This is a genomic window from Trinickia terrae (assembly GCF_005144415.1).
Taxonomy (GTDB): domain Bacteria; phylum Pseudomonadota; class Gammaproteobacteria; order Burkholderiales; family Burkholderiaceae; genus Trinickia_A; species Trinickia_A terrae.
Genome location: NZ_SWJE01000015.1, coordinates 354240 through 373611, shown reverse-complemented (window position 1 = coordinate 373611; position 19372 = coordinate 354240). Strand labels below are relative to the sequence as shown.

The window sequence follows — 19372 nt, the reverse complement described above, 5'->3', positions numbered from 1 at the left end:
GCTTCACCTCGCCGTCCCGCGTTGCGCGCCGCCTGCGCGGCCTTCTGATGCACTGCACGTCCAAGCGACACGGCCTTCGGCCCTCCTACTCGTTCGGCCCTTCGCCACCAACCGGCTGCTACTACGGCCTCTGCTGACTTCTCGCTCCGGCTCATCACCGTCGCCCTTTCAGGCACAAGGCGAGATCTCCCCAGGTAAGAACGCACTCCTTCATCGCACAGCCGCCGCATTTACGCCGCTTCGCCTTGGTCACGAGAGCTTTGCGGTTCGTTGCCCGCTCGCCCTGCTCGGCAGCGCCTTCTATACGGTTCTTCTCCATCGGCTCGCAATTTACGCTCCACGCTTCCTCCCCACACTCGGTCGCCCTCGTGCAGTTGCGCTTCGCTTCATTCGCCGTGACCAGCTTATGGCGGGACTTGCACCCGCAGGACTGCGCCCATGCTGGGCGCACAACGAAAACAGGCGGCGCAACCGCGCCGCCTGCCTCAACGGAATGACCGGACCGGTCAGGGAATGAGAATCGTCGAGCCGGTCGTGCGGCGCGCCTCGAGATCGGCGTGGGCCTGCCCCACTTCGGCGAGCGGGAAGCGCTGGCGGATCATCGTCTTGACCTTGCCCGAGACGATCACGTCGAACAGCTCGGCCGCCATCGCGTCGTAGTCGCTGCGCTTCGCGATATGCGTAAACAGCGTCGGCCGCGTGAAAAACAGCGAGCCGCGGCCCGCGAACTCGGACGAGTCGATCGGCGGCAGCGGGCCCGATGCGTTGCCGAAGCTCACGAAGAGGCCGAGCGGCGCGAGGCAGTCGAGCGAGCCGGTAAACGTATCCTTGCCGATCGAGTCGTAGACAACCGGCACCCCCGCGCCGCCGGTGATCTCCTTCACGCGCTTGGTGAAACTCTCGCGTGTATAGACGATCGGGTAATCGCAGCCGTGCGCCTTTGCCAGCTCGGCCTTCTCGTCGGAACTGACCGTGCCGATCACCGTCGCGCCGAGCGCCTTCGCCCATTGGCAGACGAACAGGCCGACGCCGCCCGCCGCCGCCTGGATCAGGATCGTGTCGCCGGCCTTCACGCGGTACGTGCGGCGCAGCAGATACTGCGCGGTGAGGCCTTGCAGCATCGCCGAAGCCGCATCGTCGTAGCCGAGCGCGCCGGGCAGCTTGACCAGCGCCGCCGCGGGCAGTACGCGCTCCTGCGCGTAGGCGCCCGGCGGGCGCGCCACGTAGGCGACGCGGTCGCCCACCCGCAAGCCCTCCACGTCCGGCCCGACCGCCGTCACCTCGCCCGCAGCCTCCATGCCGAGCCCGCCCGGCAGCGGCATCGGATACAGCCCGGTGCGGAAATACACGTCGATATAGTTGAGGCCCACCGCATGCTGCTTGATGCGGACTTCGCCGCTGCCCGGGTCGCCCACCTCGACATCGACCCATTGCATCACCTCGGGGCCGCCTGTTTTTTCGAATCGAATCGCCTTGGCCATCGCCGTCTCCTGTGTCGACCGGAGTTAGTGCTTCAGCACTTACTCCGGTCCCATGCTGAGGTTGGCTGGAGTTGGCGCTGAAGCGCTAACTCCAGCCAACCTCAGCGGTCCGCAAAGCCACAAAACCCGCCGTCAGACCGGCTCGTTCATGCGCCGCATCAGTGCGTCGAGCAGCATCCGCGCGGTCGCGATGTTGGTCGCGCACGGCACGTCGTGCACGTCGCAAGCGCGCACGAGCGCGTTGATGTCGGGCTCGTGCGGCTGAGGCGTCATCGGGTCGCGCAGGAAGATCACCACGTCGACGTTGCCTTCGGCCAGCTGCGCGCCGATCTGCAGGTCGCCGCCGTTCGGCCCCGACAGCATGCGCTCGACCGTGAGCCCATGCGCGGCGGCGATCCGCGCGCCGGTCGTGCCCGTGGCGACGAGCCTGCAGCGCGCAAGCGTCGCCGCATATTCGCCGGCCAGCGCGACGATGTCGTCTTTCTTGTGATCGTGCGCGATCAGCGCAACCCGTGTCGTCATGTCGAGGAATCCTTTGTGCAGGGTGGTCTTGGGTGGGTATCGGGGAAGCGCACGCTCAGAACGTGCCCGGGTAGGCGCCGCCGTCGATCAGCCAGTTCTGCCCGGTGATGTAGCCCGCGTGGACGCTGCAGAGAAACGCGCAAGCCGCGCCGAATTCGTCGCGCGTGCCGAAGCGCCCGGCCGGGATGGACTTCACGCGCTGGCTGCGCGCTTCCTCGACGCTGATGTTGCCCGCCTTGGCCTGCGCGGCGACCGTCGCCCCGATGCGGTCGGTATCGAACAGGCCCGGCAGCAGGTTGTTGATCGTCACGTTGTGCACCGCCACCTTGCGCGCGACGCCCGCGACAAACCCCGTCAAGCCCGAGCGCGCGCCGTTCGAGAGGCCCAGCACGTCGATCGGCGCCTTCACCGCGGAACTCGTGATGTTGACGACGCGGCCGAAGCCGCGCTCGATCATGCCGTCGATGGTCGCCTGGATCAGCGCGATCGGGCTCAGCATGTTCGCTTCGAGCGCCTTGATCCAGTCGTCGTGCGTAAACTTGCGGAAGTCGCCCGGCGGCGGGCCGCCCGCATTGTTCACGAGGATGTCGGGCTGCGGGCACGCGGCCAGCACGGCGGCGCGGCCCGCCTCGGTCGTGACGTCGCAGGCGATGGCCGTCACCTCGGCGCCCGTCTTCGCGCGGATCTCGGCGGCCGTCGCCTCGAGCGTTTCCGCCGTGCGTGCGCAGATCACGAGCTTCACGCCCTCCGCCGCCAGCGCCTCGGCGCAGCCTCGCCCGAGGCCCTTGCTGGCCGCGCATACGAGCGCGGTCCGTCCTGCGATTCCCATGTCCATGGCGGATCTCCTTTTCCAGGTAACGATTTTTAGGCCCGATGGCGAAGAGTTTCGATTCTAGAAGAATCCCCGCGGCGTCGCTGCCCGGCCAATCGGCCATACCCGCTATCTCCCTTGGCCATGGAGCGGAGCAACTCACCGGACAATCGCCTTTTTGCACGAGGCGCAACGTTGCTCGTCTTTATCCGCCGATCTTTCGGTAAACTTGCGGACGTAATGCGTCATCCGCGTCATCCGCGTCGTCCGCCTCATCCGGGCATGCCGCGCAGCCCAAGCGCCGCCGATACGCCCCCCCCGACCCCTCTCGCCGCTTGTGCGCACCACCATGAGACAAGACAGCCGTTTTCCCAATCTCTTCATCCTCGATCACCCGCTGATCCAGCACAAGCTCACCCACATGCGCGACAAGGACACCTCCACGCGCACCTTCCGCGAGCTATTGCGAGAGATCACGCTCCTGATGGGCTACGAGATCACCCGCAACCTGCCGATCACGACCAAGCGCGTGGCGACGCCGCTCGTCGAGATCGACGCGCCCGTGATCGCCGGCAAGAAGCTTGCCATCGTGCCGGTGCTGCGTGCGGGCGTCGGCATGTCGGACGGGCTGCTCGAGCTGATTCCGTCGGCGCGCGTCGGGCATATCGGCGTGTACCGGGACGAAGACCACCGGCCGGTCGAGTACCTCGTGCGGCTGCCGGACCTCGAGGACCGGATCTTCATCCTGTGCGACCCGATGGTCGCGACCGGCTACTCGGCGGCGCACGCGATCGACGTGCTCAAGCGCCGCAACGTGGCCGGCGAGAACATCCTGTTCCTCGCGCTCGTCGCGGCCCCGGAGGGCGTCCAGGTGTTCCAGGACGCGCATCCGGACGTGAAGCTCTACGTCGCCTCGCTCGATTCGCACTTGAACGAGCATGCGTATATCGTGCCGGGCCTGGGCGACGCCGGCGACCGGCTGTTCGGCACCAAGAACTGAGGAAAGCGGTTTTTCGCGGGCGGCGCCGCGCCGCCCCGCGTTTGTCCAGCCGGAACATTCGCACGACTTTTGCAACGGGTCATCGAGACCGCCTGCCGCTGCGCCGCGCATAGCGCCTATCCCATTCGGACAGCCTTTCCCGGCCTCCGCGGCATGTTAAAATCCGCTTCTGCTCGTCGAGCGGCTCGAATTGCCTTACGTGGCCAATGCGATGCTCGAGAAGCGGCTTCTTGCCGCCCGCGCAACTCGCCGCCCGAAACCGCAAACATCAATCGCAAGTCAGCAACGAACAAACGCATCATGCGTGCGCACGACACGCGCGCGCGACGGAGAAAGGTATGGCTGGTCATTCCAAATGGGCCAACATCAAGCATAAAAAAGCCGCGGCCGACGCCAAGCGCGGCAAGATCTGGACTCGTCTGATCAAGGAAATCCAAGTCGCGGCCCGCATGGGCGGGGGCGAGATCGATTCGAACCCGCGCCTGCGCCTCGCCGTGGACAAGGCGTACGACGCCAACATGCCGAAGGACAACATCAACCGCGCGATCCAGCGCGGCGTCGGCGGCGTCGATGGCGCGAACTACGAGGAAATCCGCTACGAAGGCTACGGCATCGGCGGCGCGGCGATCATCGTCGACACGATGACCGACAACCGCACCCGCACGGTCGCCGAAGTGCGCCACGCATTCTCGAAGTACGGCGGCAACATGGGCACCGACGGCTCGGTCGCGTTCCTGTTCGATCACGTCGGCCAGTTCCTGTTCGCCCCCGGCACGCCGGAAGACAAGCTCATGGAAGCCGCGCTCGAAGCCGGCGCCGACGACGTCGTCACGAACGACGACGGCAGCATCGAAGTGCTGTCGCCGCCGAACGACTTCACGAAGGTGAAGGAAGCGCTGGAGGCGGCCGGCTTCAAGGCGGAGCTCGCCGAAGTCACCATGAAGCCGCAGACGGAAGTCGAGTTCACGGGCGAAGACGCCGTGAAGATGCAGAAGCTCCTCGACGCGCTCGAAAATCTGGATGACGTGCAGGAGGTGTATACGAACGCCTCCATCGCCGAAGCATGATGCGCTGAAGCGCGGCGCGTTTCGAAGCGCCGCGTCTTGCGGAAATGATCAACGGCCGGCGGGATTCGCCGGCCGTCACTGTTTGTTAGCCTTCGGGGAATCACATGAAGTTACTCGTCGTCGGTTCCGGCGGTCGCGAACATGCGCTCGCCTGGAAGCTCGCGCAAGCGCCGCGGGTCCAACTCGTCTATGTCGCGCCCGGCAATGGCGGCACGGCGCAGGATGAGCGCCTTCTCAACATCGACATCAGCGAGCCCGCCGCGCTCGCCGATTTCGCCGAGAAGGAGCAAGTCGCGTTCACGGTCGTCGGTCCGGAAGCGCCGCTCGCAGCCGGCATCGTCAACCTGTTCCGCCAGCGCGGCCTGAAGATCTTCGGGCCGACCCGGGAAGCCGCGCAACTCGAGAGCTCGAAGGATTTCGCCAAGGCGTTCATGAAGCGCCACAGCATCCCGACGGCCGAATACGAGACGTTCTCCGACCTTGCCGCCGCGCACGCCTACATCGACAAGAAGGGCGCGCCGATCGTCATCAAGGCGGACGGCCTCGCCGCGGGCAAAGGCGTCGTCGTCGCGATGACGCTCGAAGAAGCCCACGCCGCCGTCGACATGATGCTCTCCGACAACAAGCTCGGCGACGCCGGCGCGCGCGTCGTGATCGAGGAGTTCCTCGAGGGCGAGGAAGCGAGCTTCATCGTGATGGTCGACGGCAAGCACGTGCTCGCGCTCGCCTCGAGCCAGGATCACAAGCGGCTCCTGGACAGCGACCAGGGCCCGAACACGGGCGGCATGGGCGCCTATTCGCCCGCGCCGATCGTCACGCCGCAGCTGCACGCGCGCGTGATGCGCGAGATCATCCTGCCGACCGTGCGCGGCATGGAAGCCGACGGCATCCGCTATACCGGCTTCCTGTACGCCGGCCTGATGATCGACGCGCAAGGCAACCCGAAGACGCTCGAATTCAATTGCCGGATGGGCGACCCGGAAACGCAGCCGATCATGGCGCGCCTGAAGGGCGACTTCTCGAAGGTGGTCGAGCAGGCGATCGCGGGCACGCTCGACACCGTCGAGCTGACCTGGGACCGCCGCACGGCGCTCGGCGTCGTGCTCGCCGCGCACAATTACCCCGATACGCCGCGCAAAGGCGACCGCATCAACGGCATCCCGGCCGAGACCGAGGAAGCGGTGACGTTCCATGCGGGCACGACGCTCGCCGACGGCAAGCTGCTGACCTCGGGCGGACGCGTGCTGTGCGTGGTCGGGCTGTCGGATTCGGTGCGCGGGGCGCAATCGGTCGTCTATGAGACGATCAACCAGATCGCGTTCGACGGCATGCAGTATCGCCGCGACATTGGCCATCGCGCGATCGGCCGCAAGCACTGAGCCGCGCTTGGCGCCGCCGCGCCGATCGCAAGCGGCGTGCGCCGGCCCGTGCGCGATGCGCGGGCCGGACGCCGAACTGCCGCGCGTTCGCTAGAATGCCCGGCAGTGCTTCTTCATTACCCGCGCAGCAGCCAGGCGCGCTCTCGTTCCATGACTGATACGACCCTCGACGTCCAAGCCGTCCGCGCCTACTTCCAAGACCTGCAGACGCGCATCGCCGACACGCTCGGCGCACTCGACGGCGCCCCCTTCGCCACCGACGCGTGGCAACGCGGCCCCGGCGAAACGCTGCGCGGCGGCGGCGTGACGCGCATCCTCGAAGGCGGCGCGCTGTTCGAGCGCGGCGGCATCGGCTTTTCCGACGTCGCCGGCGACGCGCTGCCCGGCTCGGCGAGCGCGGCGCGCCCGCAGCTCGCGGGGCGCGGCTTCGAGGCGCTGGGCGTGTCGCTCGTGATGCATCCGCGCAACCCGCACTGCCCGGCCGTGCACATGAACGTACGCCTCCTGATGGCGACCAAGGAAGGCGAAGCGCCGATCTTCTGGTTCGGCGGCGGCATGGATCTCACGCCCTGCTACGGCTACGAGGAAGACGCACAGCATTTCCACCGCACCTGCCACGACGCGCTTGCGCCGTTCGGCGCCGAGCTGTATCCGCGCTTCAAGCGCTGGTGCGACGAGTATTTCTTCCTCAAGCACCGCAACGAGACACGCGGCATCGGCGGCATCTTCTTCGACGATTTCGCCGAGCTCGGTTTCGACCGCTCGTTCGAAATGGTCAAGAGCGTAGGCGACGCGTTTCTCGCCGCCTACGTGCCGATCGTCGAAAAGCGCCGCGCGACGCCCTACGGCGAAGCGGAAAGGTCGTTCCAGGCCTATCGGCGCGGCCGCTACGTCGAATTCAACCTGGTCTTCGACCGCGGCACGCACTTCGGCCTGCAAAGCGGGGGCCGCACCGAGTCGATCCTGATGTCGATGCCGCCCGTCGCGAACTGGCGCTACGACTGGCAGCCCGAGCCGGGCACGCCGGAGGCGCGCCTCTATAGCGATTTCCTCAAGCCGCGCGACTGGATATGACGCGCATCGTTCAGCCAGCCCTGCGAGCCTCGCGCTTAAGCGCCGCCGCGCCTTCGAACGCGCAAAGGACTGCCTTCTGAATCCGCCCGCCCGCCACTCCGTTGTCAAGCCGTCGCCGCCCGCGCCGCTGCCGCGCCGCGTCGGCCTGCTCGGCGGCACCTTCGACCCGATCCACAACGGCCATCTCGCGCTCGCGCGGCGGTTCGCCGACGTGCTGCGGCTCACCGAGCTCGTGCTGCTGCCGGCCGGCCAGCCATACCAGAAGACCGATGTGTCCCCGGCCGAGCACCGGCTCGCGATGACGCGCGCGGCATCGGCATCGCTCGTGCTGCCGGGCGTGACCGTGAGCGTCGCGACCGACGAGATCGATCACGACGGCCCGACCTACACCGCCGAGACGCTCGAGCGCTGGCGCGAGCGCGAAGGGGCGGATGTCTCGCTGTCGCTCCTGATCGGCGCGGATCAACTCGTGCATCTCGACAAGTGGCACCAGTGGCGGCGCCTGTTCGACCTCGCGCATATCTGCGCGGCGACGCGCCCGGGCTTCGACCTCGCGTCGGCGTCTCCCGAGCTGCGCGGCGAGCTGGCGGCGCGCGAGGCAAGCACCGAGGTGCTGCAGGGCACGCCGAACGGTCACCTGCTGATCGACACGGTACTGGCCCTCGACGTCTCCGCGACCGATATCCGCCACCAGTTGCGCGAGCGCCTGGACCAGCAAACGGAAACCGCCACTGGGCGCCTCGCCGACATGGTCCCAGACGCCGTCTCGAACTATATTCTTCAACATCATCTGTACCACCGGTAACCCATGGATATCCGCAAACTGCAACGCGCGATCGTCGACGCCCTCGAAGACGTCAAGGCGCAAGACATCAAGGTGTTCAACACCAGCCACCTGACGGAGCTGTTCGATCGCGTGATCGTCGCGAGCGGCACGTCGAACCGGCAGACCAAGGCGCTCGCCTCCAGCGTGCGCGAGAAAGTGAAGGAAGCCGGCGGCGACATCATCAGCACCGAAGGCGAGGACATCGGCGAGTGGGTGCTCGTCGATTGCGGCGACGCGGTGGTCCATATCCTGCAGCCGGCGCTGCGCCAGTACTACAACCTCGAAGAAATCTGGGGCGACAAGCCGGTGCGCGTGAAGCTCGCGAACACGAGCGCGTTCGGCGGCGCGCGGGCAAGCGAGCCGCTCGACGACGAGGAGGACGAGGAAGACGAAGCTCCCGCCGCGAAGAAGCCGGCCCGCAAGGCGCCTGCGCGCCGCCGCTCGGGCGCGTAACGGTCCTTCCGGACACCGCATCCGCAATGAAACTGCACATCCTGGCGGTCGGCCACAAGATGCCCGACTGGATCTCGACCGGCTTCGATGAATACGCAAAGCGCATGCCGCCCGAGCTGCGCATCGAGCTGCGCGAAATCAAGCCTGAGCAGCGCTCGTCGGGCCGTTCCGCGGAAAGCGTGATGGCCGCCGAGCGGCAGCGCATCGAGGCCGCGCTGCCGAAGAACGCGCGCGTAGTCGCGCTCGACGAGCGCGGCCGCGACTGGACCACGAGGCAGCTCGCCGATGCGTTGCCCGGCTGGCAGCAGGACGGACGCGACGTCGCCTTCGTGATCGGCGGCGCCGACGGCCTCGATCCGCAACTGAAGGCGCGCGCCGAACTGATGCTGCGCGTGTCGAGTCTCACGCTGCCGCACGGCATGGTGCGCGTGCTGCTCGCCGAACAGCTTTACCGCGCGTGGAGCATCACGCAGAATCACCCCTACCACCGCGCCTGAGGCGCCGTTCTCGCGAGCGATATCCGCCTTCTTCGGCCGGCATCGCGCAAGACGCGCCACGGTGCGTCCCATGAGAACGACAGATGCCGCAATCGACACCCTCCGCTTCCCTCCCGACTTATCCGTTTGTCTATCTCGCGTCGCAAAGCCCGCGCCGCCAGGAACTGCTCTCCCAGCTCGGCGTACGCTTCGAGCTGCTACTGCCCCGCCCCGATGAAGACGCCGAAGCGCTCGAGGCCGAGCGCGACGGCGAAGCCGCCGATCGCTACGTGCTGCGCGTGTGCGTCGCGAAGGCCGAGGCGGCGCGCGCGCGGCTCACTGCGGGCGGCCATGCCGCCGCGCCGATTCTGGTTGCGGACACAACCGTCACGATCGACGGCGCGATCCTCGGCAAGCCCGACGACGTCGGGCACGCAGTCGAGATGCTCGCGCGGCTCGCGGGCCACGAGCACGAAGTGCTGACCGCGCTCGCCGTGATCGACGCCGCGGGCGGGCTGCTGCCGCCCGCGCTGTCGCGCTCGACGGTGCGTTTTGCCGCCGTTTCGCCGGACGCGCTGCAACGCTACGCGAAGAGCGGCGAGCCGCTCGGCAAGGCCGGCGCATACGGCATCCAAGGGCGTGCGGCCGAGTTCATCGAGCGTATCGATGGGTCCTATTCGGGTATTATGGGTCTGCCCCTTTTTGAGACCGCCGCGCTGCTGCGCACGGCTCGCGTCGACTTCTGATGTAGTGGACATATGAACGAAGAAATCCTGATCAATGTCACTCCGCAGGAAACGCGCGTCGCGCTGATCCAGCAAGGCGCCGTGCAAGAGCTTCATGTCGAGCGCACGGTCGCGCGCGGGCGCGTCGGCAACGTCTATCTGGGCAAGGTCGTGCGCGTGCTGCCGGGCATGCAGTCCGCATTCATCGACATCGGGCTCGAACGCGCCGCGTTCCTGCACGTCGCCGACATCTGGCATCCGCGCATCGCGGGCGAACCGCACGCGCAGGTGCCGCATCAGCCGATCGAGAAGATCGTCTTCGAAGGCCAGACGCTGATGGTGCAGGTTGTGAAAGACCCGATCGGCACCAAGGGCGCGCGGCTCTCGACGCAGGTGAGCATCGCAGGCCGCACGCTCGTCTACCTGCCGCAGGAGCCGCACATCGGCATCTCGCAGAAGATCGAGAGCGAAACCGAGCGCGAGGCGATCCGCGCGCGCCTGACGGCAGTCCTGCCCGTCGACGAGAAAGGCGGCTACATCGTGCGCACGATCGCCGAGGACGCCACGAGCGAAGAGCTCGCCGGCGACGTCGCCTACCTGCGCAAGACCTGGGCGACGATCGTGGCGCAAGCGCAGCGCCTGCCGCCGACGAGCCTGCTCTACCAGGACCTGAACCTCGCGCAGCGCGTACTGCGCGACTTCGTCAACGACGAGACCTCGCGCATCCAGGTCGATTCGCGCGAGACGCACCAGATGCTCGCCGAGTTCGCGAGCGAGTTCACGCCGGCCGTCAGCTCCAAGCTGCACCACTACACGGGCGAGCGGCCGCTCTTCGATCTCTACAACATCGAGGCTGAGATCCAGCGCGCGCTGTCGCGCCGTGTCGACCTGAAGTCGGGCGGCTACCTGATGATCGACCAGACCGAGGCAATGACGACGATCGACGTCAACACGGGCGGCTACGTCGGCGCCCGCAACTTCGACGACACGATCTTCAAGACCAACCTCGAAGCGGCGCATACGATCGCGCGGCAACTGCGGCTGCGCAACCTCGGCGGCATCATCATCATCGACTTCATCGACATGGAGAACACCGAACATCGCGATGCGGTGCTCGGCGAGCTGAAGAAGGCGCTTTCGCGCGACCGCACGCGCGTGACGGTGAACGGGTTCTCGCAGCTGGGGCTCGTGGAGATGACGCGCAAGCGCACGCGCGAGTCGCTCGCGCACGTGCTCTGCGAGCCCTGCCCGGTGTGTCAGGGCAAGGGGCAGGTGAAGACGGCGCGCACCGTCTGCTACGACGTGCTGCGCGAGATCCTGCGCGAATCGCGCCAGTTCAATCCGCGCGAGTTCCGCGTGGTCGCTTCGCAGCAGGTGATCGATCTGTTCCTCGACGAGGAGTCGCAGCATCTGGCGATGCTGATCGATTTCATCGGCAAGCCAGTGTCGCTGCAGGTGGAGTCGAATTTGAGCCAGGAGCAGTACGACATCGTGCTGATGTAGGTTGCAGTTCCTCGCGCCATCGCCGCGCGAGAGGCGTCGCAAGCGGAAGGGGCAGCAAATCGCTGCCCCTTCCGCTTTTCGCATCAAGCAGCGCATACCTCAGACGCGCGAAGCCGGCGTGGCCATGATCGTCGGTTGGCAGCGTCCAGGCAGCTTCTAATGGCCTGATTCATTCATAGCGCGGGACGATCCATACCCAGCCGCTGAACCCGACTATAGGCGCACGGCGATTGCGCCTCCGAGCCCGCCAGCATATTTTTCGACACGCCACGAGCGCATGCCGAATGGCTTTCACGCCACATTCACGACGACAATCCAAGGAGACGACCTGTGCTACCCGCTTCGATGCCGATCAATGTCGGCAATACCGCTTTCATGCTGCTCTGCGCGAGCCTGGTCATGCTGATGACGCCGGGCCTCGCGTTCTTCTACGGCGGCCTGGTCGAGCGCAAGAACGTGCTGGCGATCATGATGCAGAGCTTCATCTCGCTCGCGTGGACCACCGTGCTCTGGTTCGCCTTCGGCTACTCGATGTGCTTCGGCCCGAGCTGGCACGGCATCGTGGGCGACCCGGCCTACTACGCGTTCCTGCGCGGCATCACGCTCGACACGATGTTCCGCGGCAACGACGCGGGCATCCCCCTCGTCGTCCATGTCGCCTATCAGATGATGTTCGCGATCATCACGCCGGCGCTGATCACGGGCGCCTTCACCAACCGCGTGACGTTCAAGGCGTACTTCCTGTTCCTCACGGGCTGGCTCGTGCTCGTCTACTTTCCGTTCGTCCACATGGTCTGGAGTCCGGAAGGCATCCTGGCGAAGTGGGGCGTACTCGACTACGCCGGCGGCATCGTGGTGCACAACACCGCCGGCTTCGCCGCGCTCGCTTCGGTGCTCTACGTGGGGCGCCGTCACAACGTCGAGCACAGGCCGCACAACGTGCCGCTGATCGCGCTCGGCACAGGGCTGCTCTGGTTTGGCTGGTATGGCTTCAATGCCGGCTCCGAGCTGCGCATCGACGCGGTGACCGCCTCGTCGTTCCTCAACACCGACGTCGCCGCCTCGTTTGCCGCCGTCACGTGGCTCCTGATCGAATGGCTGAATGCGCGTCAGCCGAAGTTCGTCGGCCTCCTGACGGGGTCGGTGGCAGGGCTCGCGACGATCACGCCCGCCGCCGGCTATGTCTCGCTCGACACGGCCGCGATCATCGGCATCGCGGCCGGGCTGATCTGCTACTACGCGGTCGCGCTGAAGAACAAGCTGGGCCTCGACGACGCGCTCGACGTCTGGGGCGTGCACGGCGTCGGCGGCATGGCCGGCACGATCCTGCTCGGCGTGTTCGCGTCGAAGGCGTGGAACGCGAACGGCGCCGACGGGCTCCTGCTCGGCGGCGGCGACTTCTTCCTCAAGCAGTGCGTGGCGGTGATCGTGTCCGGCATCTGGGCGTCCGCGTTCACCTGGGGCATGCTGTGGCTGATCGATCGCGTCACGCAGGTGAAGGTCGGCGCGGCGGCTGCGGAGCGCGGTCTCGACACCGAGCTGCACGGCGAGATCGCCTATCCGGATGCGTGATTGGCGCAGCGCAGCAAGCAAGGTCGCGGGAAGCCGCTAAAACGAATCGCGGCGCTGCCGGTCAGGCAGCGCCGCTGTTACATTCTCTTACGAGTTGGACGTTACCGGCCGCGCCAGCCGCCATGCCGGCAGCAGCCGCCCACGATGCCGATGCTGACAGATGGCCCGTAGTAATAACCCGGGTAGTAGTAGCCCGGCGCATACCCATAAGCCGGCGGCGGCGCCACTATGCAGCCGGTCAGCCCTTCAAGCAGCACAACGGCGATCAGAAGTCTCATCATGGCCGCGCCTCCAGTCGTTCTTTCTTAGAACGATTTCGAACGCTTGCCGTTCGAGCACGAATTGTGACTTCCGTAACGGCATATTCCTGTCGGCCGCCCTGCCCCGGCCGACGACATGCCGCCTTCCCTACCCGCGAGGATCACCTAGAATTTTTGTATGCAGGTGACTTCGAAGGAGGCTGCCATGGCTGAATCGATGATAAGCACAGTCGTCGGTCTGATCGTGCTGATCGTGGCCGCGATCCTCGTGACCGCGCACTACCGGCGCGAACATCACAAGGAACGGCTACTCTCGCGGCTGGACGGGCATCGGCTCTGGGACCGGATGCGGCATCGTCACTGAATTCGGGACCGATTCGCATATGGAGACCAGCATGTCCGACGAACAAGCGCAGTGGCAAATCGAGGCATACGAAGGCTTCGAGATCCATGTGGCCCTGTTTGTGAAGAGCCAGCCCGAGACGCCTTCGCCACAAGGCGAGCGGTACACCTACATCGGCTACGTCTGCCACCCCGGCGCGGACCCCAAGATCCCCGGCCATTCGGTGCCTTTTCATGCGGATGGGGAAGAAACCTTCAAGAGCGCGGCCGATGCGCTGTATGAAGGCGTCCACGTCGGGCGCAGCATCGTTGACGGAACCCATCCCGATCTGACCGTGCTGCCGCTGGTCACGGGTGGCGTGTAATTCCGCTGGGCGGCATCCCGCTGGGCGGCATTCCGCTGGGCGGCACTCCGCCAGTGCCGGACGCTGTGCATCGAACCAGCGGAAGCGCTAACTCTGGTCGACAACGGCAAAGGGCCTCTTGTCGAGGCCCTTTGTACGCGACGGCGTGCGCTGTAAGCTAAGCCGCCTGCTGCTGGTATTGAATCCGGTGCAGGTGCGCGTAAAGCCCGTCCTGCCGCAGCAATTCGTCGTGACTGCCCTGCTCGGCAATGCGCCCGCCTTCCATCACGAGAATGCGGTTCGCGCGCTCGATCGTCGAGAGGCGGTGCGCGATGACGAGCGTCGTGCGCCCCTTCATCAGCGTTTCGAGCGCCGCCTGCACGTGGCGCTCCGACTCCGAATCGAGCGCGGAGGTCGCTTCGTCGAGAATCAGGATCGGCGCATCCTTGTAGATCGCGCGCGCGATCGCGAGACGCTGCCGCTGCCCGCCCGACAGACGCATGCCGTTGCCGCCGATCAGCGTGTCGATGCCCTGGGGCATCGCCGCGATGACGTCGGCGAGGTTCGCGGCGCGCAGCGCGGCTTCGACGCGCGTGCGATCGGGCGTCTGCCCGTACGCCACGTTGGCGGCGATCGTATCGTTGAACAGCACGACGTCCTGGCTCACCATCGCCATCTGGCTGCGCAGGTCATGCACGCCGTATTCGTCGATCGGCACGCCGTCGACGAGAATCTGCCCGCCCGTCGGCGAGAAAAAGCGCGGCAGCAGATTGACGAGCGTCGTCTTGCCGCTGCCCGACGGCCCCGCGAGCGCGATCATCTCGCCGGGCTTGACCGAAAACGACACGCGATCGAGCGTCGGACGATCGACCGCGCCATAAGTGAACGACACGTCGCGGAATTCGATCTCGCCGCGCGCGCGCTCGAGCTTGCGGTCGCCGCCGGCCGGTTCGAGCGGCTCGTCGATCAGGCCGAAGATCAGCTCGCACGCCGTCATCCCGCGCTGCAGCGGCTGGTTGACGTCGATCAGGTGCTTGAGCGGCGAGATGATCAGCAGCATCGACGTGACGAACGCGACGAAGCCACCGACTGTCGTCTGGTCGTGCGCCGACTGCAAGACCGCAACCGTGATGACGATCGCGAGCGCGATCGACGCGAGGAACTGCGTAAGCGGCTGGGCCAGGCCGCCCGCCACCGTCATCCTCATCGAATAGCCGCGCAGCCGCTTGCTCATCGCGGCGAAGCGGCGAATCTCGTAGTCTTCGCCGTTGTGCACCTTGACCACCTTGTAGCCGCCGACCGTCTCCTCGACGATGTACGAGAGCTCGTTGGTCAGCAGCTGCTGATCGCGCCCGAGCCGCCGCAGGCGCCGGCTGATCTTGCTCGTGATCCAGCCGATGCCCGGCAGGATGACCGCAATGATCAGCGTGAGGCGCCAATTCAGATAGAACAGATAGCCGAGCAGGAAGATGACCGTGAGCGAATCGCGCACGAGCGTGATCAGCACGCTGATCAGCACGTTCAGGATCTGGTTGACCTCGAAGACGATCGCGTTGATGACCGTGCTCGCCGTCTCGCGCTGAAAGAACGACGCGCTCGTATGGATCATGCGGTTGAACATGTCGAGCCGCATTTGCAGCAGGATGCGGTTCGAGACGTACTGCAGCAGGTAATTCGACGCATAGGACGAGACGCTGCGCACGAACGCGAGGCCGATCACCGCGATCGGCACGAACCAGACAGAGTGCTTGCTCGCGTTCTCGCCGAAACCGTGGTCGAGCAGCGGCTTCAGGAGCGCCGGAATCCCGGCGTCGGTCGCCGCGCTGACAGCCATCGACACGATGCCGAGCAGCAGCACCCAGATGAGCGGCTTGAGGTAGGGCCAAAGCCGTTTCAGCACCGCAGTGGCGGAGGTTTGCTCTCCGCCGATCGTTTTTCTCAAACTCGCTTGGGGTTCCAAGGCATTCCCTTCAAGTACGAATGACCCGGCAACCTGGCGAAGCGGGGTCTCGCGCAGCACGATCATTCGATGCGAAAAATCGAAGCATTATAGCCGCCTGCCATCCGGCCCCGGCGGGCCGGCATTTCGCCCCGGACCGCACGCGCACGCACGCGCCTGCCCGGTATACTCGCGCCATCCTTTGACGATGCAACCTCACCACGACGTGCCCCCCTCGACGACTGCTCCCTCCGCCCCCACTCTCGGCGTCGCCCTCATCGCGCACAATGCCGCGGCGCGTCTCGCCCAGTGCCTCGAAGCGCTCTCGTTTGCCGACGACGTGGTCGTCGTCGACAACGGCAGCACCGACAACACCATCGCGATTGCGCAGGCGAACGGCGCACGAGTGCTCGTCGTCGCGGATTGGCCCGGCTTCGGCCCGCAAAAGAATCGCGCCGTGGCGGCGCTGTCGACCGACTGGATTCTGTCGATCGATACGGACGAAGTCGTTTCGCCCGAGCTCGCGGCATCGATCCGGCAAGCCATACGCGCGCCGCTGGCCGACGTCTACGCGCTCGACCGCCTGTCGAGTTTCTGCGGACAATGGGTCCGCCACAGCGGCTGGTACCCCGATTGGGTGCCGCGTCTCTTCAAGCGTGGAGCGGCGCGCTTCTCCGACGATCTCGTCCATGAGCGCCTGGTGTTCGACACCTCCGCGGCGCGCCTCGACGGCAAGCTGATGCACTATTCCTACGAAAACTTCGAGACTGTGCTGCGCAAGCTCGACGCGTATTCGAGCGCCGGCGCGAAGCAGCGTCACGCGGCCGGCAAGCGCGGCGGCTTCGGCAAAGCGCTCGGACGAGGCGCGTGGGCGTTCATCCGCACCTACGTGTTGCGGCGGGGCTTCCTGGATGGCCGGGCGGGATTAATGATCGCCGTCTTCAACGCGGAGACGGTCTACTACCGATTCTTGAAGCTCGCCGCGATGAATCGCCAGCGCAACAATCGTCAATGAACTCAAACGGTAAAAAGCGGAACGGCCGCGCCCTCGGGCCCCTCAGGAATCAGACGTCGCGCGCCGCGGCAGCAGGGACACGCCGATAGGCGCGCTTCCCGACACCGCCGCCAGCGGCAAGCCAAGCATCTCGGCAGCGACGCCGATCACACGGCGCGCATCCAGTTGCGTCAGGCATTCGCTGAAGCTATCGAGATGCCGATCGCACCCTTCCAGCTTGCACGGCACGCACTCGCCCTCTCCCTGCAGCAGATACACATTGCCGCGCCGCCCCGATCCGCGCAGCGGCCAAGGCTCATTGCCCGCCGGCCAGTGCGACGGCCACGGTCCCCAGCGCACCGGATTCGACGGCCCGAACAGCGCGATGGTCGGCGTGCCGCAGGCGGCGGCGACGTGCGTCGCCCCGGTATCCGGCCCGACGAACAGCTTGGCGCGCCGGATCATCTCCGCGGTCTCGCCGAACGACAATTGGCCGACCAGATTCAACACTGGCTCGCCCGCTGCCGTAACGACGCGTTGTGCGTATTCGGTCTCCGCAGCGGCCGGACCGCCGCTCAACGCCACCGCAAAGCCCTGAGCACGCAGCCAGCGCGTCAGCTCGGCCCAGCCCGCGACAGTCCATTGCTTGTAGGCGTACATCGGCGACGGATGCAGCACGGCAAGCGGCTGCCTCGGCAACACAGCCGGTGGCGCATCGAAGCGCGCATCGAACTGCGAACGGCGCGCCGGATCGTCTCCGATGCCCGGTGCGACGACATCTGCAAGGGGCTCGGCGCCGACGAGCGACGCCAGCGCCAGGCAACTCGTGACGGTATGCACATAGGCATGCTGATTGAGCGCGATTCCGCTCAACATGAAGCGCGCCAGCCGCGTCACGCGCTCGGGGTCGACGACCCCAACCCGCTTGCGCCCGGCAAACCATGTATAGAAACGCGCGCGATCCGAACTGATCGCAGCACATGCGAGGTCGTAGCGGCGCCAGATGCGCGCTGCATCGGCAAAACGCTCACGCAGCCGCGCGCGCTGTGCGACAACGATGACTCGCCGGATGTCCGGGTTGTGCTCCAGCACGCCTTCCGTACCGCGAAATACGATCATGTCGATCTGGGCTTCGGGCCATTTCGCCTTGAGCGAACGCACGAGGGGCGTCGTCAGCAGCACGTCGCCGATACGGCGGGTACAGGCGACGAGAATGGTCCGCGGCGGACGGGCGAACGTAATGGGAGCAGTCACGATACGAAACGAGAACAGGGACGCGCGATTGTAACGAAGTAGTCAGGCATTCAAGTCAGCGGCCAGCTGCATCGGCGCCGGCAATGCCACAAAGGCGCCGAGCCAGTTCCATCATGCGCTGATTCGCACTCGGCGGGGCGAAAGTTTCGACTTTCGCCAATGCATTGCTCGTCAGCTGCCTGCGTAATTCGCTGTCTGTCAGAAGCCGCTCGATCGCGTCGGCCATGGCATCGGCATCGCCCGGGACAACCAGAAGCCCGGCTCGACCGCCTTCCAGCAGATCGCGGGGACCGGTCGGACAATCGGCCGAAATCACCGGTGTGCCGAGCGCCATGGCTTCGCCAAGAACCATCCCGAACCCTTCATAGCGGCTGCTCAAAATCAGCATCTCCGCCTGGCGGATATGCGGAAAAGGATTCGCGCAGAACCCCAGGAAATGCACCGATTCGCGGATGCCCAGCTCGCCGGCGAGCGTCTCCAGGCTTTGCCGGTCCGGCCCATCGCCGATCAGCACGAGGTCAGCGGTGGCCGGCCGGCGCGCGCATACGCGCGCGTAAGCGCGCAGCAGCGTCTTGTGATCCTTCTGCCCCTCGTCCAGACGCGCGACCGAGACGATGAAAGGCTTCTCGTGCCGTTCGATCTCCTCGCCAGCACGGCGCCGGATGGCGTCGACATCGACCACATTGGGCAGCTCCTCGACATTGACGCGGCTCGCTGCAAACACCTGCCGTGCTTCGCGCCGCATGTCGGGCGTGAGCACGGCGATCGCCGCGTAGCGCTCGAGCTGCCGCACGCGCCGCGACACGTGCGCCGCGCGCTTGCCGCCGAGCCGCGCCGACACGCTGTAATGGCTCACGCCGATCCAGGGCACGTTGCCAAGCCCGGCAATGCGGCGCAACGAAAAGTCGAAATCGCAAATGAGATCGTGCTGAGGGGCGATCCGCAGGAAGCGGCGCGCGACAAGCGGGCGAATCGCCCCGTGTGTCGACACCTTGTGCATCAGCTTCTTGACCCCACCGAGTCTGCCGCGGCGCTCGGCCTGATGCAGCGCGTGCATCCATCGCGACGGCGCCAGCACGTGCACCGGCACGTCCTTGGGCAACAAATGTGACCGCCAGAAAGCGAGGTCCTCGGTCGGATAAGTCACCGACAGGCTCGGCGCGAAAAGCCGGCGGTCGAGCGCGTTGAGCCATGCGAGCAACGCTGTCTCGGTGCCGCCTTTGCCGAAATCGTTGATGTGAAACAGGATGCGCAACGGCAGCCCGGATTCCCGTGAATGGACAGATGACTTCCGATGAGTCTCGCTTTGATGGGTCATGTGCTGGCTCTCGATGCTTTCCGATCCGATAC

Annotated in this window: 20 protein-coding genes; 13 read left to right on the top strand and 7 right to left on the bottom strand. The window is 66.1% G+C overall.

What is annotated here, in order from left to right; translation table 11 throughout:
* Positions 1-506 precede the first annotated feature (506 nt).
* The 3 genes from FAZ69_RS26250 to FAZ69_RS26240 all read right to left on the bottom strand — a co-directional run bounded on the left by FAZ69_RS26250 (position 507) and on the right by FAZ69_RS26240 (position 2838).
* Positions 507-1481: a quinone oxidoreductase family protein gene (locus FAZ69_RS26250; RefSeq protein WP_136898000.1), complete on the bottom strand. Its 975-nt coding sequence runs from the start codon at positions 1479-1481 to the stop codon at positions 507-509.
* A gap of 132 nt (positions 1482-1613) precedes the next feature.
* Positions 1614-2003 (bottom strand): methylglyoxal synthase, encoded by a 390-nt coding sequence (locus FAZ69_RS26245; protein WP_136897999.1) that lies wholly within the window; start codon positions 2001-2003, stop codon positions 1614-1616.
* Between the two features lie 55 nt (positions 2004-2058).
* Entirely contained in the window at positions 2059-2838 is a 780-nt protein-coding gene (locus FAZ69_RS26240) for an SDR family oxidoreductase (protein ID WP_136897998.1), read from the bottom strand.
* Positions 2839-3163: 325 nt separating this feature from the next.
* On the opposite strand from FAZ69_RS26240, the gene upp reads away from it, so the two are divergent.
* The 10 genes from upp to FAZ69_RS26190 all read left to right on the top strand — a co-directional run bounded on the left by upp (position 3164) and on the right by FAZ69_RS26190 (position 12889).
* Positions 3164-3814: a uracil phosphoribosyltransferase gene (gene upp / locus FAZ69_RS26235; protein ID WP_136897997.1), complete on the top strand. Its 651-nt coding sequence runs from the start codon at positions 3164-3166 to the stop codon at positions 3812-3814.
* A 338-nt stretch (positions 3815-4152) separates the two neighbouring features.
* Positions 4153-4881 (top strand): YebC/PmpR family DNA-binding transcriptional regulator, encoded by a 729-nt coding sequence (locus FAZ69_RS26230; RefSeq protein WP_136897996.1) that lies wholly within the window; start codon positions 4153-4155, stop codon positions 4879-4881.
* A 104-nt stretch (positions 4882-4985) separates the two neighbouring features.
* On the top strand, positions 4986-6260 hold the full coding sequence (purD, locus tag FAZ69_RS26225) for a phosphoribosylamine--glycine ligase (RefSeq protein WP_136897995.1): 1275 nt from the start codon (positions 4986-4988) through the stop codon (positions 6258-6260).
* Positions 6261-6410: 150 nt separating this feature from the next.
* The gene (hemF, locus tag FAZ69_RS26220; protein ID WP_136897994.1) at positions 6411-7334 is read left to right on the top strand and encodes an oxygen-dependent coproporphyrinogen oxidase; all 924 of its coding nucleotides are present in this window, start codon (positions 6411-6413) and stop codon (positions 7332-7334) included.
* A gap of 76 nt (positions 7335-7410) precedes the next feature.
* Entirely contained in the window at positions 7411-8139 is a 729-nt protein-coding gene (locus FAZ69_RS26215; RefSeq protein WP_136897993.1) for a nicotinate-nucleotide adenylyltransferase, read from the top strand.
* Positions 8140-8142: 3 nt separating this feature from the next.
* The gene (gene rsfS / locus FAZ69_RS26210) at positions 8143-8613 is read left to right on the top strand and encodes a ribosome silencing factor (protein ID WP_136897992.1); all 471 of its coding nucleotides are present in this window, start codon (positions 8143-8145) and stop codon (positions 8611-8613) included.
* Positions 8614-8639: 26 nt separating this feature from the next.
* Positions 8640-9110: a 23S rRNA (pseudouridine(1915)-N(3))-methyltransferase RlmH gene (gene rlmH / locus FAZ69_RS26205; protein ID WP_136897991.1), complete on the top strand. Its 471-nt coding sequence runs from the start codon at positions 8640-8642 to the stop codon at positions 9108-9110.
* 83 nt (positions 9111-9193) lie between these two features.
* A complete protein-coding gene (locus FAZ69_RS26200) occupies positions 9194-9835 on the top strand; it encodes a Maf family protein (RefSeq protein WP_136897990.1) in 642 nt (213 codons plus the stop codon).
* Positions 9836-9847: 12 nt separating this feature from the next.
* Positions 9848-11317, top strand: coding sequence for a ribonuclease G (gene rng, locus FAZ69_RS26195; RefSeq protein ID WP_136897989.1), 1470 nt, complete (start codon positions 9848-9850; stop codon positions 11315-11317).
* A gap of 330 nt (positions 11318-11647) precedes the next feature.
* Positions 11648-12889 (top strand): ammonium transporter, encoded by a 1242-nt coding sequence (locus tag FAZ69_RS26190; RefSeq protein ID WP_206171238.1) that lies wholly within the window; start codon positions 11648-11650, stop codon positions 12887-12889.
* A gap of 101 nt (positions 12890-12990) precedes the next feature.
* Here the strand turns inward: FAZ69_RS26190 and FAZ69_RS26185 are convergent, their stop codons facing one another.
* Positions 12991-13170 carry a hypothetical protein gene (locus FAZ69_RS26185; protein WP_136897988.1) on the bottom strand — a complete coding sequence of 60 codons (180 nt, stop codon included), beginning with the start codon at positions 13168-13170 and terminating at the stop codon, positions 12991-12993.
* A 184-nt stretch (positions 13171-13354) separates the two neighbouring features.
* Here FAZ69_RS26185 and FAZ69_RS33425 point away from each other — a divergent pair, with 184 nt between their 5' ends.
* Together FAZ69_RS33425 and FAZ69_RS26180 are read left to right on the top strand one after the other, a co-directional pair.
* Positions 13355-13513 (top strand): hypothetical protein, encoded by a 159-nt coding sequence (locus FAZ69_RS33425; RefSeq protein WP_169708765.1) that lies wholly within the window; start codon positions 13355-13357, stop codon positions 13511-13513.
* A 31-nt stretch (positions 13514-13544) separates the two neighbouring features.
* Complete coding sequence (locus tag FAZ69_RS26180; protein WP_136897987.1) at positions 13545-13856, top strand: hypothetical protein; 312 nt, start codon at positions 13545-13547, stop codon at positions 13854-13856.
* Positions 13857-14013: 157 nt separating this feature from the next.
* Here the strand turns inward: FAZ69_RS26180 and msbA are convergent, their stop codons facing one another.
* Positions 14014-15795 (bottom strand): lipid A export permease/ATP-binding protein MsbA, encoded by a 1782-nt coding sequence (gene msbA, locus FAZ69_RS26175; RefSeq protein ID WP_136897986.1) that lies wholly within the window; start codon positions 15793-15795, stop codon positions 14014-14016.
* A 187-nt stretch (positions 15796-15982) separates the two neighbouring features.
* Between msbA and FAZ69_RS26170 the strand changes: the two genes are divergently transcribed.
* Entirely contained in the window at positions 15983-16789 is an 807-nt protein-coding gene (locus tag FAZ69_RS26170; RefSeq protein ID WP_136898022.1) for a glycosyltransferase family 2 protein, read from the top strand.
* A 42-nt stretch (positions 16790-16831) separates the two neighbouring features.
* Here FAZ69_RS26170 and FAZ69_RS26165 read toward each other — a convergent pair whose 3' ends face one another.
* Both FAZ69_RS26165 and FAZ69_RS26160 read right to left on the bottom strand, forming a co-directional pair.
* On the bottom strand, positions 16832-18010 hold the full coding sequence (locus tag FAZ69_RS26165) for a glycosyltransferase family 9 protein (protein ID WP_136898021.1): 1179 nt from the start codon (positions 18008-18010) through the stop codon (positions 16832-16834).
* 67 nt (positions 18011-18077) lie between these two features.
* Positions 18078-19340, bottom strand: coding sequence for a glycosyltransferase (locus FAZ69_RS26160; RefSeq protein WP_136897985.1), 1263 nt, complete (start codon positions 19338-19340; stop codon positions 18078-18080).
* Positions 19341-19372 lie beyond the last annotated feature (32 nt).

What these genes read in the sequence shown, in the direction of transcription:
- hemF (WP_136897994.1), top strand. Translation starts at nt 6,411, where the DNA reads ATGACTGATACGACCCTCGACGTCCAAGCCGTCCGCGCCTACTTCCAA.
- FAZ69_RS26250 (WP_136898000.1), bottom strand. Translation starts at nt 1,481, where the DNA reads ATGGCCAAGGCGATTCGATTCGAAAAAACAGGCGGCCCCGAGGTGATG.
- rsfS (WP_136897992.1), top strand. Translation starts at nt 8,143, where the DNA reads ATGGATATCCGCAAACTGCAACGCGCGATCGTCGACGCCCTCGAAGAC.
- rlmH (WP_136897991.1), top strand. Translation starts at nt 8,640, where the DNA reads ATGAAACTGCACATCCTGGCGGTCGGCCACAAGATGCCCGACTGGATC.
- FAZ69_RS26245 (WP_136897999.1), bottom strand. Translation starts at nt 2,003, where the DNA reads ATGACGACACGGGTTGCGCTGATCGCGCACGATCACAAGAAAGACGAC.
- FAZ69_RS26230 (WP_136897996.1), top strand. Translation starts at nt 4,153, where the DNA reads ATGGCTGGTCATTCCAAATGGGCCAACATCAAGCATAAAAAAGCCGCG.
- FAZ69_RS26180 (WP_136897987.1), top strand. Translation starts at nt 13,545, where the DNA reads ATGTCCGACGAACAAGCGCAGTGGCAAATCGAGGCATACGAAGGCTTC.
- FAZ69_RS26185 (WP_136897988.1), bottom strand. Translation starts at nt 13,170, where the DNA reads ATGATGAGACTTCTGATCGCCGTTGTGCTGCTTGAAGGGCTGACCGGC.
- rng (WP_136897989.1), top strand. Translation starts at nt 9,848, where the DNA reads ATGAACGAAGAAATCCTGATCAATGTCACTCCGCAGGAAACGCGCGTC.
- purD (WP_136897995.1), top strand. Translation starts at nt 4,986, where the DNA reads ATGAAGTTACTCGTCGTCGGTTCCGGCGGTCGCGAACATGCGCTCGCC.
- FAZ69_RS26160 (WP_136897985.1), bottom strand. Translation starts at nt 19,340, where the DNA reads ATGACCCATCAAAGCGAGACTCATCGGAAGTCATCTGTCCATTCACGG.
- FAZ69_RS26200 (WP_136897990.1), top strand. Translation starts at nt 9,194, where the DNA reads ATGCCGCAATCGACACCCTCCGCTTCCCTCCCGACTTATCCGTTTGTC.
- FAZ69_RS33425 (WP_169708765.1), top strand. Translation starts at nt 13,355, where the DNA reads ATGGCTGAATCGATGATAAGCACAGTCGTCGGTCTGATCGTGCTGATC.
- upp (WP_136897997.1), top strand. Translation starts at nt 3,164, where the DNA reads ATGAGACAAGACAGCCGTTTTCCCAATCTCTTCATCCTCGATCACCCG.
- FAZ69_RS26240 (WP_136897998.1), bottom strand. Translation starts at nt 2,838, where the DNA reads ATGGACATGGGAATCGCAGGACGGACCGCGCTCGTATGCGCGGCCAGC.
- FAZ69_RS26170 (WP_136898022.1), top strand. Translation starts at nt 15,983, where the DNA reads ATGCAACCTCACCACGACGTGCCCCCCTCGACGACTGCTCCCTCCGCC.